General features: G+C 75.1%; 4 protein-coding genes. All 4 read right to left on the bottom strand.

Features of this window, described 5'->3' with window-relative positions:
- Window positions 1-14: 14 nt before the first annotated feature.
- The 4 genes from TR49_RS09590 to TR49_RS09575 all read right to left on the bottom strand — a co-directional run bounded on the left by TR49_RS09590 (window position 15) and on the right by TR49_RS09575 (window position 16346).
- Window positions 15-1280, bottom strand: coding sequence for an MFS transporter (locus tag TR49_RS09590; protein WP_042379398.1), 1266 nt, complete (start codon window positions 1278-1280; stop codon window positions 15-17).
- 61 nt (window positions 1281-1341) lie between these two features.
- Window positions 1342-2571 (bottom strand): cytochrome P450, encoded by a 1230-nt coding sequence (locus tag TR49_RS09585; protein WP_042379396.1) that lies wholly within the window; start codon window positions 2569-2571, stop codon window positions 1342-1344.
- Complete coding sequence (locus tag TR49_RS09580) at window positions 2568-9875, bottom strand: non-ribosomal peptide synthetase (protein ID WP_084724749.1); 7308 nt, start codon at window positions 9873-9875, stop codon at window positions 2568-2570. Before TR49_RS09580 ends, TR49_RS09585 begins: the two co-directional genes overlap by 4 nt.
- A gap of 27 nt (window positions 9876-9902) precedes the next feature.
- Window positions 9903-16346 carry a non-ribosomal peptide synthetase gene (locus tag TR49_RS09575; protein ID WP_042379395.1) on the bottom strand — a complete coding sequence of 2148 codons (6444 nt, stop codon included), beginning with the start codon at window positions 16344-16346 and terminating at the stop codon, window positions 9903-9905.
- Window positions 16347-16519: the final 173 nt, after the last annotated feature.

Below are 16519 nucleotides of genomic sequence, written 5' to 3'. Positions count from 1 at the left end.
CCTGGGCGTTGTAACTACTTCATCGAACGGACCTGCGCGGAGGAGAGGGTCGCCAGCGCCGTCAGCGCCAGGATCACGGCCGGCAAGGCGAACAGCGCTGCCGTGCCCGTTCGCGCCAGGGCCCCGCAGGCGACGAGCGAGATCGGCGCGGCCGCGTAGCCGAGGACCATGTCCACCGAGACGACTCGGCTCAGCACCTCGCCCGGGATGTTGCGCTGGATCCAGCTGAGTCCGAAGACACCCTGGAACCCGATGCCGAAGCCCATCGCGAGAACCGTCGCCACCGCCGCGACCGGGCTGCCGACGAAGCCCAGTGCGCCCATGCCGATGGCGAGCCAGCCCGCCAGGGCGGCGACCATCAGGCCGACGCGGGGGCTGCCCTTGACCGTGCCGCCGACGAGGGTGCCCAGCATCGCGCCGCCGGCCAGTGCGCCGTTGAGGAGGCCGAGGGTGGTGGAGCCGCCGTGGCCGGCTGCACGCGCCAGCGTGGCGAAGCCGACCGTGAACGGGCCCGCGTAGGAGAAGTTGACCGCCGTGTCGAGGGCGAGGATGGTGCGGATGCGCGGGTCCTTGAGGGCGAAGCCGATGCCGACGCGGATGCGGGCGCCGAGGCCCTCGCCCTTCTCCCCGGGGCCGGACGGCTGCGGACGGCTCGTCAGCGGCCGGATGCGGGAGACCAGCAGGCCGCAGAGCGTGAAGCAGACCGCGTCCACCACGAAGGCGACCGACGGCTGGGTGACCGCTACCACGACGCCGCCGAGGGCCGGGCCGAGGACCGCGCTGATCCGGGTGCCGGTGCCGAGCAGCGAGTTGGCCTGGGTCAGCATCGCCTTGTCCACCACCGACGGCAGCACCGTCACGCGGGCCGGCTGGAAGAAGGCGTCCACCGCGCCGAACAGCCCCGCAGCACCCAGCAGCAGCCACAGGCCGAGCCCGCCGCTCAGGCCGGCCACGCCGACCGCGCCCATGACCACGGCGCGGGTGAGGCTGGAGGCCGTCATCAGCGTGCGCGGGGACCACTTGTCACTGAGCGAGCCGCCGACCAGCGTCAGCAGGGCGCGGGGGACGGCCTGCAGGGTGAGCACGTAGCCGAGGTCGAGGGTGGAGTGGGTGATCGCGAGCGTGATCCAGGAGAAGGCGATGGTGCTGAAGCCGTCGCCGAGGAGGGAGAGGGACTGGCCGAGCCAGAGCAGTCGGAAGGAGCGGAGCCGCAGCGGCGCCCAGAGCGTGGGTGCGGGGGCTTCGGCGACGGGCGCGGGTGCGGAGGCGGTGGCAGCCATGGCGAGGGGAGACCTTTCGTGCGGGGCGCCGTCCGGGAGGACGACGCCCCGGTCGGTGGGATCAGTACTGGACGGGCAGCGCGGTCAGGCTCCGGTTGAGCAGCGACGGCTGCCAGGCGAGCCGTCGCGCGTCCAGGGCGAGCCGCGGACGGGCGCGGACCAGGACCGAGACCACGACGCCGGCCACCAGGCGGGCCAGCGCCGCGCCGATGCAGAAGTGCGCGCCGAAGCCGAAGCCGAGGTGGGTGCCGTCGGTGCGGCGCAGGTCGAAGGCGTCCGGGTCGGGGAACTTGGCCGGGTCGCGATTGGCGGCCGCGGTGACCAGGAAGATCCGGTCCCCGGCGTGCACGGTGTGGCCGTCCAGCTCGAAGTCCCGGGCGGCGTTGCGGATCGACATCTTCGACGGTCCGTCCAGGCGCAGCGTCTCCTCGACCGCCACCGCCGCCAGCTCCGGATCCGCCTGGACGGCGGCCAGCAGCTCCGGCTGGGCGAGCAGCGCCAGCATGGTGTTGGCGATCAGGTTGCTGGTGGTCTCGCCGCCCGCGAAGGCCATCTGGGTGAGCATGCCGACGAACTCCGCCTCGGTGACGGTGTCGCCGATGCGGCCAGCCGCCAGCACCGAGCTGATCAGGTCGTCCTTGGGGTCCGCCTGCCGCTGGGCGACCAGGTCGGCGAGGTAGTCCTCGAGGCTGCACAGCGACTGGAGCGAGGTGCGGTACTCGCTCTCCTGCTGTGCGGTGCCCAGCACCAGGTCGGCGACCTTGGCGTTCCAGTACCAGAAGGACGGCCCGTGGGCCTGCGGCACGCCCAGCCAGCGGGCGAAGACCAGCGCGGGCAGCGGCTTGGCGAGGTCCGCGTAGAGGTCCCCGGTGCGGCCCGCGGCCGCCTTGCGGGCCAGCATGGCCTGGGTGGCCCGCTCGGTGAAGGTGCGGTAGCGGGCCACCGCCCGTGCCGCGAACTGCTCCTGGAAGACCTGACGCAGGCGCCGGTGGTTGGGCGGGTCGTTGAAGACCATCCAGCTGGAGAGGATGCCGAAGGCGCGCTCGGCGTCCTCGCGGGCGCCCTCGGGGACGGCGTCCATCAGCGGGCGCACCCGGTCGGCGGAGACCGCCGGGTCCCGCAGGCAGCGCATCACCTGGTCGTAGCCGGTGACCAGCCAGGCGCGGTGCATCGGGCTCCAGAAGACCGGATCGTGCTCGCGCAGCGCGTTCAGGTACGGGTAGGGGTCGGCGTTGACGGCCGGGTCGAGCAGGTAGCGCTCGGTGAAGCGCGTCAGTGTGGTCGTGGTCATCGACGGGCCTCCTGCCCAGTGGCGGGGGTGAGTTCGGTCAGCAGCGCGGCCAGGCCCGCGACCAGCGGATCGGTGAGCATGGTGCGGTGGTCGCCGGGGAGGGTGTGCACGGTCAGGCCGCCCGTAGCCAGCTCGCGCCAGCGGGCCACGTAGGTGGCGTGGTCGACGTCGAGACCCGGCATCGGCTCGCCGTCGGGGAGCTCGGCGCAGGCCTGGCTGATGACCAGGTGGACCTGGCCGGGGTAGGGCCGGAGCTCGTAGTCGGCCAGTGCGGCCAGCAGCGAGTGCCAGACCTCGATCGGCGCGTCCGCGACGAGCGCGGCCTCGCTCGTCGCCATGCCGGCGGCGAGCAGCCGGTCCTGGAGCACGGCCGCGGCCTTCGCCCGCTCCGGGGAACCCTCCGGGGTGGCGCGCAGCTCGTCGCGCAGGCGCAGGGCGTCGGCCATGTCGGCGACGAAGCCCGCGAGGCGCTCGGCCGCCGCCGGGTGCGGCAGGTACGGCTCGATCAGCACCAGCGGAGCCACCGGCCGTCCGGACTCGACGAGTTGGGTGGCCAGTTCGAGGGCGATGTTCGCGCCCATGGACCAGCCCAGGATCCGCTGCGGTCCCGCGTCTCCGTGGGCGGTGATCTCCGCCGCGTAGTTGGCGGCGATGCCCGGGACGGTCCGCGGGTCGACGCCGCCGACGAGCCCGCGCGCCTGGAAGGCGGCCACCGCGCTGCCCTCGGGCAGTGCCCGGGCCAGCGGCACGTACCAGGTGGCGGAGCCGCCGGTCGGGTGCACGCAGTACAGCGGCGCGCCGTCGCCCGCGCGCAGCGTCACCTCGGAGCGGACCTCCGTCGGCGCCGTGCCCGCCCGCGCCGCGAGTTGGGCCACCGTCGGCGCCTCGACCAGGTCCCGGACCGTGACCGGGACGCCGCGCGCGAGCGCCTTGGCGGCGACCCGGACCGTCGACAGCGAGCTGCCGCCGAGCTCGAAGAAGTCGTCGTGCACGCCGATCTCCTCGACGCCCAGCACCTCCTGCCAGACCTGCACGAGCGCCAGCTCGGCCGGTGTGGTCGGGGCGACGTAGGCGGCGCTGAGGTCGGACCGCTCCAGGGCCGGGGCCGGCAGCGCCTTGCGGTCGACCTTCTCGTTACTGGTCAGCGGCAGCGCGTCGAGGAAGACGAAGCGGCCGGGGACCATGTAGGCGGGCATCCGGGTGCGCAGCGCCTGACGGATCGTCTCCGCGGTCAGCGTCCCGCCGGACGTCCCGCCGGACGTCCCGCCGGACGTCTGACCGGGCGTCCCGCCGGGCTCCGCGACCACGTAGGCGACCAGGCCCGGGCCGCCGGGCAGGTCGGTGCGGAGCAGTACCGCGGCCGAGTGCACCCGGGGCAGCTGCCGTACCGCCGCCTCGACCTCGCCGAGCTCGATCCGCAGGCCGCGCAGCTTGACCTGCGAGTCGCGCCGGCCCAGGTACTCGACCGAGCCGTCGGCGCGGTGGCGGCCCAGGTCGCCGGTGCGGAACAGGCGGGCTCCGGGCGGACCGAAGGGGTCGGGCACGAAGCTCGCCGCGGTCAGCCCCGGACGGCCCAGGTAGCAGCGGACGACGCTCGGGCCGCCGACGTAGATTTCGCCGGGCACGCCGACCGGGACCGGCTGGAGGTCGCGGTCGAGCAGATAGGACCGGGTGTTGCGGACCGGTCCGCCGATGGCCGGGCGGCCGTCGCCCGGGTGGCACTCGGCCAGGTGGGACCAGACCGAGGTCTCGGTCAGGCCGTAGCCGTTGAGGAAGCGGCGCTCCGCCGACCAGGCGTCGGCCAGCTCGGCCGGGCAGGCCTCCCCGGCGACCATCAGTGTGGCCAGCGCGGGCAGGTGCTCGCCCGGCATGACAGCCAGCGCGGTCGGCGGCAGCACGGCCGCGGTGACGCGCTGCCCGCGCAGGGTACGGGCCAGGTCCGGGCCGGCCCGCAGCGCGTCCTTGGGTGCGGTCACCAGGCAGGCGCCGTTGGCCAGCGCCCAGGTCAGCTCGAAGACGCAGGCGTCGAAGCTGGACGAGGCGAACTGGAGCACCCGGTCCTGCGGCGTCGGCCGCAGGCCCTCGCGTTGCGCCTGGAGCATGTTGGCCAGGCCGTCGTGGTGCACGGTGACGCCCTTGGGGACGCCCGTCGAGCCGGAGGTGTAGATCACGTAGGCCGCGTGCAGCGGGTCGACCGCCACCTCGCGCGACTCCGTGGCCGGTTCGGCGTCGGCGGGGTCGTCGACGAGCAGCACCCGTCCGTCGAACGGCACCGCGTCCGCCAGCCCGCGCTGGCTGATCAGCACGGTCATACCGCTGTCCGCGGCCATGAAGGCGAGGCGCTCGGTCGGGTAGGCGGCGTCCAGCGGGACGAACGCGCCACCCGCCTTGAGCACTGCCAGCACCGCCCGCACCAGCTCGGGGCCGCGGTCCAGGCAGACGCCGACCGTCGTCTCCGCGCCGACGCCGAGCTCGCGCAGGCGCGCGGCCAACCGGTCGGCGGAGGCGTCGAGTTCGGCATAGCTGAGCACCGTGTCGCCGTGCGCGACGGCCGGGGCGTCCGGTCGCAGCCGGGCCTGTTCCCGGACGCAGCCGTGGAAGGTGAGCGCCGGGTTGACGGCCGTCGGCCCCTCCGCCCAGGTGACCAGGGCCTGTTCGCGGGCCGTGCCGCGCAGCGCGGGGCGGGTGGCGGGGGCCTCCGGGTCGGCGAGCATCGCGTCGAGGCACTCGCGCAGCAGGTCGGCGAGCTGCTCGGTGGTCGCGGTGTCGAAGCAGGCGGCGTCGGTGTCCAGGGTGAAGCCGCCGGGGCTGGCGTTCAGCGCCAGCGGGAAGGTGGTCCGGGCGACCTCCAGCGACTCGTCCCAGCTGTCGCCCTCCAGCCGGTGGAAGTTCACGTAGTTGAAGACCGCCTCGACCAGCGTGCCCGCGCCGGGGCACAGTTGCTGGATCCGGGCCAGCGGGACGCGTCGGTGCGGCATCAACTCCTGCTCGGCCGCGAACACGTGGCGCAGCAGGTCCAGCCAGCCGGCGCCCTCGGGCGAGGCGGGCAGGCCGAAGGGCACGGTGTTGAGGAAGAGCCCGCGCATCCGGTCCGCACCCGCGTACTCCGGGCGGCCGTTGACGACCATGCCGACCGCGTGCGGGCCCGCCGCGTCGTTCTGCTCCGCGAACATCCCCATGACGTGGTGGAACGCGGTCAGCAGCACCGTCCGCAGCGGCACCCCGGCGCGGCGCGCCAGCTCACCCAGCGGGCCGGTGAGCTGTGGGAAGGTGCGCCGGGCCTCGTAGAGGGAGCCGTCCTCGGTGGCCCGCCGGACGAAGTGGACCGGCTCCAGGTCGGCCAGGGTGCGCCGCCAGTAGGCGAGGCTCTGCTCGCTGCCGCTCGCGGCCCGCTCCAGAGCCACGTAGTCGGCGAACGCGGGCGCCTGCGGCAGAACGGGCGTGGTGCCGTCGACGACGGCCCTGCGGTGCAGGTCCAGCAGGTCGGCGATGAGCGAGGTCAGGCTCCAGCCGTCCAGCACGATGTGGCAGTCCGTCAGCACCAGCCGCAGTTCGGTGTCGGCGACGTGGAACAGGTGGATCCGCACCAGCGGTGCGGCGGCGAGGTCGAAGCGTCGGTCGAACTCGCCTGCCACGTAAGCCTGCAGGGCGGCGCGCTGGTCCTCGCGCGGCAGGCCGCGCAGGTCGCGGTAGCCGACGGGGAGTTCGGCCGTCGGGTGCACCAGCAGCGTGGGCTCCGCGTAGGAGGCCAGGTCGACGGAGGAGCGCATGATGGTGTGCGCGCGCACCACCGCGTCGGCGGCGGCCTGGAAGGCGGCGAGGTCGAAGCCCTCCGGGACGTGGACCTTCAGGTCGGTCACGTTGTGGTACGCGCCGCGGGTCGGGTCGGCCAGCATCTCGTGCAGCATCCCGGCCTGGAGGGGGGTGAGCGGGTACGCGTCCTCCAGCCCCTCGGGCAGCCGTGCGGCGTCCGCCGGGTCGAGCTGCGAGAAGGGGGCGACGGGCGCGGGCGCGTCCACGGCAGTCGTGGCCAGCCGGGCGAGGTCGGCCAGTGTGCGGGCGCGGAACACGTCAGCGACACTGAGGCCCAGCCCGCCGGCGCGGGCGAGGCCGACGACGCGCAGCGCCAGGATCGAGTCGCCGCCCAGGTCGAAGAAGTTGGCGCCGCGGCCGACCCGCTCGGTGCTCAGCACCTCCCCCCAGATCCGGGCCAGCGCCTCCTCGGTGGCGCCGACGGGCGCCTGGTAGGCGGCTCCGGCCGTCTCGTCGGCGCCCGCGACGGCGGCGAGCGCGTTGCGGTCGACCTTGCCGTTGGCGGTGATCGGCAGCTTCGGGTGACGCACGAAGAGCGCCGGGACCATGTACTCGGGCAGGTCGATCCTGAGCCGGTCGCGCACCGCCGCCGGGTCCAGCGGGCGGCCCTCGGTCGTCACCACGTGCGCGACCAGGCGCGCGCCGCCGTGCCCCTCGGTGCGGGCGACGACGCAGGCGTCGGCGATGCCGGACTGGGCCTTGAGCGCCGTCTCGATCTCGCCGGGCTCGATGCGGTAGCCGCGGATCTTCACCTGGTGGTCGGCGCGGCCGACGTAGGCCAGCTCGCCGTCGGGCAGCACGTGGACCAGGTCGCCGGTCCGGTACATCCGCCGACCGGGCGTGAACGGGTCGGCGGGGAAGCGCTCGGCGGTCAGCTCGGGCCGTCCCCGGTAGCCGCGCGCCACGCCGCCGCCCGCGACGTGCAGCTCGCCGACGGTGCCTCGCGGCGCGAGGCGGCCGTGGGCGTCGAGCACGTAGCCGTGCTGGCCGGTCAGCGGGCGGCCGATCGGGGAGCGGACGGGACCGTCCGGGTCGGCGGCGGTGACGGTGCGGAAGGTGACGTGCACGGTGGTTTCGGTGATCCCGTACATGTTGACCAGGGCCGGCCTGCCCGCGGCGCTCTCGGCGCCGCCCGCGAACCAGTCGCGGTAGTCGCGCACGTCGAACGCCTCGCCGCCGAAGACCACCACGCGCAGCGCGAGGTCCGCGACGTCGGTTCCGGCCTGGGCGAGATGGGCGCGCAGGCCCTTGAAGGCGGCCGGGGTCTGGTTGAAGACGGTGATCCGCTCCTCGCGCAGCACCCGCACCACGGAGGACGGGTCGCGCACCTCGTCCTCGGTCAGCACGACGACCCGGCCGCCGCTGGTCAGCGGGCCCCACAGCTCCCAGACGGAGAAGTCGAAGGCGGGGGAGTGGACCAGCGTCCACGCGTCGTCCGGGCCGAAGTCGAAGTGCTCGTCGGCCGCGCCGAGCAGCCAGGCCAGGTTGGCGTGGGTGAGCTCGACGCCCTTGGGGCGTCCGGTGGAGCCGGAGGTGTAGATGACGTAGGCGAGATCGTCGGCGGCCGGGGAGGCGTCCGCCTCGCGCTCGCCCTCCGGCCACCCCACGTCGCCGTCGGCGCGCAGCGGCACGATCTCGACGGGCAGCCCCTCGACGGCCGCGCCGCCGACCTCGTCTGCGATCACGTAGCGCACGCCCGCGTCCTGGACGGTGAACTCGCGGCGGGCGCGCGGGTGGTTGGGGTCCAGCGGCAGGTACGCGCCGCCCGCCCGCCAGACCGCGAGCAGCGCCACGGCCAGGTCCACGGACCGGCCGAGGCAGACGCCCACCAGCGACTCCCGGCCGACCCCGAGCGCGCGCAGCCGCCGGGCCAGCGCGGAGGCGGCCTCGTCCAGCTCGGCGTAGGTCAGGGTCCGGCCGCCGCCGCTCACCGCGACGGCGTGCGGGGTGCGGGCGACGTGCTCGGCGACGCGCTGCGGGGCGGTGCGCGGGACGGCCGCGAGCCGCGCCTCGGGCTGCGCCGGGCCCTGCGCGCCCAGCAGCCAGGCGCGTTCGGCGGACGTGAGGAGCCGGGCGGTGCTCAGCGGCGCGTCGGGGGCCTCGGCGAAGGCGCGCAGCACGGCGAGGGTGTGCGCGGTCAGCGCCTCGGCGGTGGCGGCGTCGTACAGGTCGGGGCGGTAGACCAGGACCAGCTCCAGCCGGCCCTGGTCGTCGCGCAGCTCCAGGTGCAGGTCGAACTTGGCGCTGGTCAGCTCCACCGGGAACGGTTCGGCCTGCGCGCCGCCCAGGGCGAAGCCGACCCGGCCGGCCTCGGCATGCGTGAACAGCACCTGGAACAGCGGGTTGCGGGCCAGGTCGCGCTCGGGGCTCAGCGCGTCGACCACCTGCTCGAAGGGCAGGCCCTGGTGCGACAGCGCGCCGAGGACGGCGTCGCGGGTGCGGGTCAGCAGCGCGGCCGGGGTCGGGTCGTCGGACAGGTCGGCGCGCAGCACGAGGGTGTTCACGAAGAAGCCGACCAGCTGCTCGGTCTCGGCCCGCTCGCGGTTGGCGACGACCGTGCCGAGCGACACGTCGCTCTGCCCGCTGTGGAAGGCCAGCGCGGCCTGGAAGGCGGCGGCGACGGTCATGTAGGAGGACGTGTCGGTGCGGCGGTTCAGCGCCGCCAGCGAGACGCACAGCTCCTCGGGCAGAGCGAGGCGGTGCACGGCGCCCTCGTGGCAGGGCGTGGCGGGACGTGGCCGGTCGGTGGGCAGCTCCAGCGGCGTCAGGCCCGTCAACCGGCCGCGCCAGTAGTCAAGTTCGGCGCTCTGGTCGGCGGCGCGCTGCCACACGGCGTAGTCGGTGTAGTCGATCGGCAGGGCGGGCAGCTCGGCGGGGGAGCCCTCGATACGGCCCCGGTAGAGCTCGCGCAGGTCGCGCACCAGCAGGTCCAGCGACCAGCCGTCGGAGACGATGTGGTGCATGGCGAGCACCAGCACGTGGTCCTCCGCCCCCGCGCGGACCAGGGTGGCCCGGAAGGCGGGGCCGGCGGCCAGGTCGAACGGGCGGGTCGCCGCCTCCTGTACGGCCGCGCGCACCCCGTCGCCCTCCGCCTCGACCACCGCGAGCGGCAGCCCGGTGGCGTGGACGCGCTGCATCGGCAGACCGTCCTCGGCGGGGAAGGTGACACGCAGCTGCGCGTGCCGGGCCACCAGGTCGTCGACGGCGGCGGCGAGCGCGGCCGCGTCGAGCGGGCCGGTGAGCCGCCAGGCGGCCGGCATCAGGTAGGTGGGCGCGCCAGGGTCGATCTGGTCGAGGAAGTACAGCCGCTGCTGTGGCGCCGAGAGCGGCACCTCGACCGGGCGCGGGTCGAGCCGCGGTATCCCGGTGGGCGCGACCTGGGCCGCGAGCCCGCGCAGGCGCTGCTCCAGCAGCTTGCGTGCGGCGTCGGACAGCATGGGACGGGGCTTGGCGCCCGGAGCCGAGATCGGCCGGATCTCCGAAGTGGTCATGATGCTCAGGTCCAATCCGATGTCAGGTCAGTCGGTCCACGTCAGGGACAGGTCGATCTCGTCCTCGCTCATGGCGGAGATCAGTTCCACGAGCTGCCGCTCGACCTCGGCGGCCAGCAGCTCGACGGTCGGGTGCTCGAACAGGTCGCGTACCTGGACCGGGCAGTCGAAGGCGGTCCGCAGCCGGGAGGCGGCGGAGACGGCGCGCAGCGAGTGCCCGCCGAGGGCGAAGAAGTCGTCGTGGACGCCGACCTTGGCCACGCCCAGCACCTCGGCCCAGATCTGCGCGATGACGATCTCGGTGGGCGTGCGCGGCGCGGTGAACGCCACGGGCGCCGGCGGCTCGGGCTCGGGCAGGGCGGCGGTGTCGAGCTTGCCCTGCACGGTCAGCGGCAGCTGGTCCAGCAGCACGAAGACCGACGGGACGAGGTAACCGGGCAGCTCGGCGCGGCAGTGCGCGGCCAGCTGGTCGGAGGAGAGCCCGCTGCCCGCCACGTAGCCGACCAGGGTCGGCTCGCCGCGCAGCTCGCGCACCAGCACGGCGGCGGCGTGCACGCCCGGGTGGCGGCGCAGCACGGCCTCCGCCTCGCCCGGCTCGACGCGGAATCCGCGGATCTTCACCTGGTTGTCGCTGCGGCCGACGAACTCCAGCTCCCCGCTGGGCAGTCGGCGCACCAGGTCGCCGGTGCGGTAGACGCGGCCGCCGCCGGGGCCGAACGGGTCGGGCAGGAACCGCTCGCCGGTCAGCGCCGTGCGGCCCAAGTAGCCGCGCGCCAACTCCGGTCCGCCGACCAGCAGTTCGCCGGGGATGCCGACCGGGACCAGCGCGCCGTGCGCGTCGGCCACGTAGGCGCGGCGCGAGCCGAGCGGACGGCCGATCGGGACCCGGCCCTGGACCGGCGCGTCGATCTCGTGCGCGGTCGCGGAGATGACGGTCTCGGTGGGCCCGTAGGTGTTGACGACGTGGACCTCCGGCAGGTGCCGGAACCAGGTCGCCAGCGGCCCGGACGGCAGCACCTCGCCGCCGGTGACCAGCAGCCGCAGCGACGCCAGGTCGGGTCCGACCGCTTCCAGGCGGGCGACGACCTCCTCCCAGTACGACGGCGTCAGCTCCATCACGGTGACGCCCTCGTCGCGCACGCGGGCGGCCAGCTCCTCCACCGACCACACCTCGTCCGGCCGGATCACCACCCGCGCGCCGACGCTCAGCGCGGGCAGGATCTGCTCCAGGGAGGCGTCGAAGGAGAGCGAGGCGAAGGTGAGCACCCGGTCCTCGGGCGTCAGCCGGAACAGCTCGCGGGCGGCGGCGACGTGCGCGGCCAGTGCGTGGTGCTCCACGCCGACGGCCTTGGGGCGGCCGGTGGAGCCGGAGGTGAAGATGGTGTAGGCGAGGTCGTCGGGCGCGCTCGGGTGCCGGGGTCCGTCCGCGTCCGGCCGCACCTCGTCCGCGCGCAGCAGCGGCACGTCGAGGCCTGCCAGGGCGGGCGCGGTCGCCGCGTCGGCGAGGACCAGGCCGACGCCGGCCTCGGCCAGCATGTAGCGCAGGCGCTCGGCGGGCAGCTGCGCGTCGAGCGGGACGTACATGCCGCCCGCGCGCCAGACGGCGGTCATCGCCGCCACCGACCCGGTGCCGCGTCGCACGCAGACGCCCACCGGCGTGCCGGCGGTGGCCCCGGCCGCGGCCATCGCCGCCGCCAGCCCGCCCGTCAGCGCGTCGAGCTCGGCGTAGGTCAGCCGCTCGCCCTCGCAGACCAGCGCGACCGCGTCCGGCTCGCCCGCGAGCGCGAACGGCGGTGCGGCGGCGGCCTCGACGCCCGCGGCGGCGACGAGTTCGGCGCGCTCCTCGGCCGTTAGCAGGTCGATCCGGTCCACGACCGCGTCCGGGTCCTCCAGCACCGCCTCCAGCACCCGGCCGACGTGCGCGGCGAAGCGCAGCGCGGTCTCCGGGTCGAACAGGTCGGCGGCGAACTCGACGTTGAGCGCGAAGCGGTGCGGGTACAGCAGGAAGGCGGCGGTCAGGTCGAACTTGGCCGAACGCCAGGGGAGGGTGAAGTCGCTCGCCGCGAGGCCCTCGATGCCGGGACCGCCGGTCGCGGACTCCTGCACGTCGACCATGACCTGGAAGAGCGGGTTGCGCGACAGGTCACGCTCGGGCCGCAACTGCTCCACCACGCGCTCGAACGGCACCTCCTGGTGGTCGAAGGCGTCCAGCACCCGGCCCTTGACCTGCTCCAGCAGGGCGGTGAAGGTCGGCTCGTCGGCGAGGTCGGTGCGCAGCACCACGGTGTTGACGAAGAAGCCGACGAGCCGCTCCAGTTCGGCCCGGCCGCGCCCGGTCACCGGGGTGCCGACGGCCACGTCCGTCTGGCCGGTCCAGCGGGCCAGCACCGCCTGGGTGACGGCGAGCAGCACCATGAACCGCGTCACGCCGTGCTCGCGGGCGAAGGCGTCCAGTCGTGCGCCCATCTCGGTCGGCAGGGTGAGCTCCACCGCGCCGCCCCGGCCGGACCAGCCGGCCGGACGCGGCCGGTCGGTGGGCAGCTCCAGCACCGGCACGCCCCGCAGCGCCTCGGCCCAGTGGGCCAGCTGCTCGTCCAGCGCGCCGCTGTCGGCGCGGTCGCGCTGCCAGACGGCGTAGTCGCCGTACTGCACCGGCAGCGGCGGCAGGACCGCCCGCCGACCGGCCAGCTCGGCCCGGTAGAGCTCGGTGAGCTCCTGCAGGAACACGTCCTTGGACCAGCCGTCGGTGGCGACGTGGTGGAAGACGACGACGGCGACCTGGTCCTCGGCGTCCAGCTGCCACACGCCCGCGCGGAGCATCGGCGGCCGGGTCAGGTCGAACCGGCGGGTGGCGAGCGCGTGGGCCTGGCGGCGGATCTCCTCCTCGCCCAGGCCCTCCTGGGCGTCGAACCACTCCAGCGGCACCGGCACCGGGTCGCAGACCTGCTGCACCGGACGCCCGTCGACCTCCAGCAGCGCCGTGCGCAGCACCTCGTGACGGGCTGTCATCGCATCGAGAGCGGCCTGCCAGGCGTCCTGGTCCAGGCGGCCGCGCAGCCGCCAGGAGAACCAGAGCACGTACTCGTCGCCCTGGTCCGAGGTGCGGTCCAGGAACCACAGGCGCTCCTGGGCGAAGGAGAGCGGCAGCGGGCCCGAGCGGTCCACCGGGACCACCTGCGCCCCGGCCGACTTGCGGGCGGCGGCGACCAGCGGGCCGAACTCGCGGATGCGCGGGTTCTCGAAGAGCGCGCGCAGCTCGACGTCGCGGCCCAGGCGCTCCGCGACGCGGGAGACGGCCATGGTGGCCAGCAGAGAGTGCCCGCCCAGCTCGAAGAAGCTGTCGTCGATGCCGATGCGTTCGACGCCCAGCACGTCGGCCCAGATCGAGGCGATGAGCCGCTCGTCGTCGGTGCGCGGCGCGGCGTAGCCGGCGCCGGAGGCGGAGCGGTCGGGGCGCAGGTCCGGCAGGGCGGCGCGGTCCAGCTTGCCCGAGACGGTGACCGGGAGCGCGTCCAGCACCAGGAAGTCGGCGGGCACCGCGTAGTGCGGCAGCCGTTCCGCGCACCACGCACGCAGCGCGGCGCTGTCGACGTCCTCGCCGACGACGTATCCGGCGAGGCTCTGCCCGGTGGCCGCGTCCGGGCGGACGGCGGCCGCGGTCACACCGGGGGCCGAGCGCAGCACGGCCTCGACCTCGCCCAGCTCGACCCGGAAGCCGCGGATCTTGATCTGGTCGTCGCGGCGGCCCAGGAACTCCAGGTCGCCCGAGGGCAGCCACTGCACCACGTCGCCGGTGCGGTAGAGACGGCTCCCGTCGGCGGCGAAGGGGTCCGGCACGAAGCGCTCGGCCGTCAGGCCCGGACGGCCGAGGTAGCCGCGGGCCACCTCCGGCCCCCCGATCAGCAGCTCGCCGGGGACGCCGACCGGCACCGGCTCGTCGTGCGCGTCGACCACGTACGTGCGACGCCGGCCGAGCGGGCGGCCGATCGGCACCCGGCCGTCCGCCGGTCCGGCCACGTCGAAGGTGGCAGCGGTGACGGTCGTCTCCGTCGGGCCGTAGGCGTTGCAGACCCGCACCTGCGGCACGGCCTCCCGCCAGGCGGCCAGCGCCCCGGACGGGACCGCCTCGCCGCCCAGGATCAGCAGGCGCAGCGTGGTCAGCTGCGCGGCGCTGCGCCGGTCCAGGCTGAACGCGAGCTCGGTCCAGAAGGTCGGCGGCAGGTTGACGACGGTGAGGCCGTGCCGGGCGACGGCCTCGGCGACCTGGGTGGGCAGCCACGGCTCGTCCGGGCGGATCACCACCTGCGCACCGCAGCCGAGAGCGGGCAGCAGCTGGTCGAGCGAGGCGTCGAAGCAGAACGAGGAGAAGGCCAGCACCCGGTCGTCCGCCGTGACGGCGAACCGCTCGCGGGCGGCCGCGACGTGCGCGGCCAGCGCCCGGTGCTCGACACCGACGGCCTTGGGGCGGCCGGTGGAGCCGGAGGTGAAGATGACATGGGCGAGCTCGTCCGGATGCGGGGCGTGGCGCGGCGCGTCGGCGTTCGCCACGACGGCCTCGACCCGGACGACCGGCAGCGGCGTACCGCCCGCGGCGCGCGCACGCGCGGCCGGAGCGGTACCGGAGCCGTCAGCAGGCGTCGGCGAGCCGACCGGGGCTGTGATCGCCCGATATGCGTCGGGCACGGCGTCGCCGGGCCGGAGACCGGGGTGGGCCTCGTCGGCAGTGCCCTGCGCCGCCAACTCCTCGGCGAGGAAGGCGGTCTTCTCGTCCGCGACCAGCGCGACGAGACCCGCCTCCCGCACCATGAACGCGAGCCGCTGTTGCGGCAGGTCCGCGTCGAGCGGGACGTAGACGCCGCCCGCGCGCCAGGCGCCGCCCATGGCGGCCACCGACCAGACGCCGCGCCGGACCAGCACGCCGACCGGGCCGCCCACCCCGACGCCCGCGTCGCGCAGGGCATCGGCGAGACCCCCCGTCAGACCGTGCAGCTCGCCGTAGCTGAGCGTGTTCCCGCCGCAGACGAGCGCGACCGCTTCGGCGGGACCGGCGAAGGCCACCGGGGCCGGCTCGCCAGCGGGCCGGTCGGCGGCGCGGCTCCACTCGTTCACGACGGTGTCGACGTCCACGCCCTCGCCCGCGCCCGGCAGCAGGGCCAGCCGGGACGCCAGTTCGCGTACGGGGGTCTGCGGATCGGCCAGCACCGCGCGCAGCAGCTCGACGTAGGCGGCGCTGAACCGCTCCATCGTCGCCGCGTCGAACAGGGCCGTCGCGTACTGGAGCCGGGCGGCGACGGTGCCGTCCGGGCAGAGGTTGAGGTCGAGGAAGACGTCGAGCGCCGTCCCGCCGAGCGGCGGCGGCACCAGCTCGACCTCCAGACCGGGCAGGCGCAGCTCGTGGTGGGCGGTGTTGAGCAGGGTGAACGAGGCCTGTGCCAAGGGGTGCCGGGACAGGTCGCGCTCGCCGCCGACGGCCCGCACGACGGTGTCGAAGGGAGCCTCGCAACGGGAGAGGTCCTGCAGCACGCCGGCCCGCACCCGGTCCAGCAGCGCGTCGAAGCCGGGCCCACCGGAGAGGTCCGCACGCAGCACCACGGTGTTGACGAACGGGCCGATCAGGTCGGCGACCTGGGCGCTGCCGCGGTCGGCCAGGGTGGAGCAGACGGCGATGTCGGTGCGGCCGGACCAGTGGCCCAGCAGCGCCTGGTAGACGGCGAGCAGCAGCATGTAGCGGGTCGCCCGGTGCTTGCGGGCGAGGACGTCCACCTCGGCGACGAGGTCGGCCGGGAGCCGGAAGCGCACCACGTCGCCCGCGCCGTCCCAGAAGCGCGGCCGGGGCCGGTCCGTCGGCAGGGCGAGCGGCGCCAGCCCGTCGAGGCGCTCGCGCCAGTAGCCCAGCAGCTTCTCCATCCGCACACCGCTGAGCCGCTCGGCCTGCGCGGCGGCCACCTCGCCGTACTGCAGCGCCGGGGCGGCGACGGCCTCGCCCTGGTAGCCGGCCGCGAGTTCGCGCATCAGCACGTCCCAGGACCAGCCGTCGACCGCGATGTGATGGATCGTCACCAGCAGGACGTGGTCGTCGGCCGCGAGCCGCGCCAGGACGGCGCGCATCGGGTGCTCGGTCGCGAGGTCCAGCGGACGGGCCAACTGCGCCGCGAACAGGGAGGCGACGTCCGTGGCCTCGACCCGCTCCAGCGACGAGCCGCCCGCCGGGTCCACCTGCGGCACGGGCTCGCCGCCCACGGCGGTGAAGCGGGTCCGCAGGACCTCGTGGCGGTCGGCGATCCCCGCGAGCGCGCGCTCCAGGGCGTCGGCGTCGAGGGGACCACGCAGCCGCAGGGCGAGCGGCAGCAGGGAGCCGGAGGCGTCCTTGGCGAGTTGGTCCAGGAACCAGAGCCGGCGCTGCGCGAAGGACGCGGTGCGTGGGCGGTCGTCGTCGTGCGCCCCGTCGGGGACGGCTGAGGTTGCAGTCACGGTGGGCCTCCAAGCGGTGTTTCCTGCAGACTGCCGCTCGGGCCTCACCGGCCAGTAGGGAAGAAGACGCAGCGCTGCGCGCAACCCACGCTGCGCACTCAGTTGGACCACCCAGGGGCGCGGGGGACTGCGCGAGCAACCACCCGGGGCGGATGGCCCTGCTACAGCGGGAC

Source organism: Streptacidiphilus melanogenes, from assembly GCF_000787835.1.
Taxonomy (GTDB): domain Bacteria; phylum Actinomycetota; class Actinomycetes; order Streptomycetales; family Streptomycetaceae; genus Streptacidiphilus; species Streptacidiphilus melanogenes.
This window is presented reverse-complemented; position numbering and strand designations above follow the sequence as displayed.

Excerpts from the sequence above, each read along its gene's own strand:
- TR49_RS09590 (WP_042379398.1), bottom strand. The coding sequence starts at position 1,280 with ATGGCTGCCACCGCCTCCGCACCCGCGCCCGTCGCCGAAGCCCCCGCA.
- TR49_RS09585 (WP_042379396.1), bottom strand. The coding sequence starts at position 2,571 with ATGACCACGACCACACTGACGCGCTTCACCGAGCGCTACCTGCTCGAC.
- TR49_RS09580 (WP_084724749.1), bottom strand. The coding sequence starts at position 9,875 with ATGACCACTTCGGAGATCCGGCCGATCTCGGCTCCGGGCGCCAAGCCC.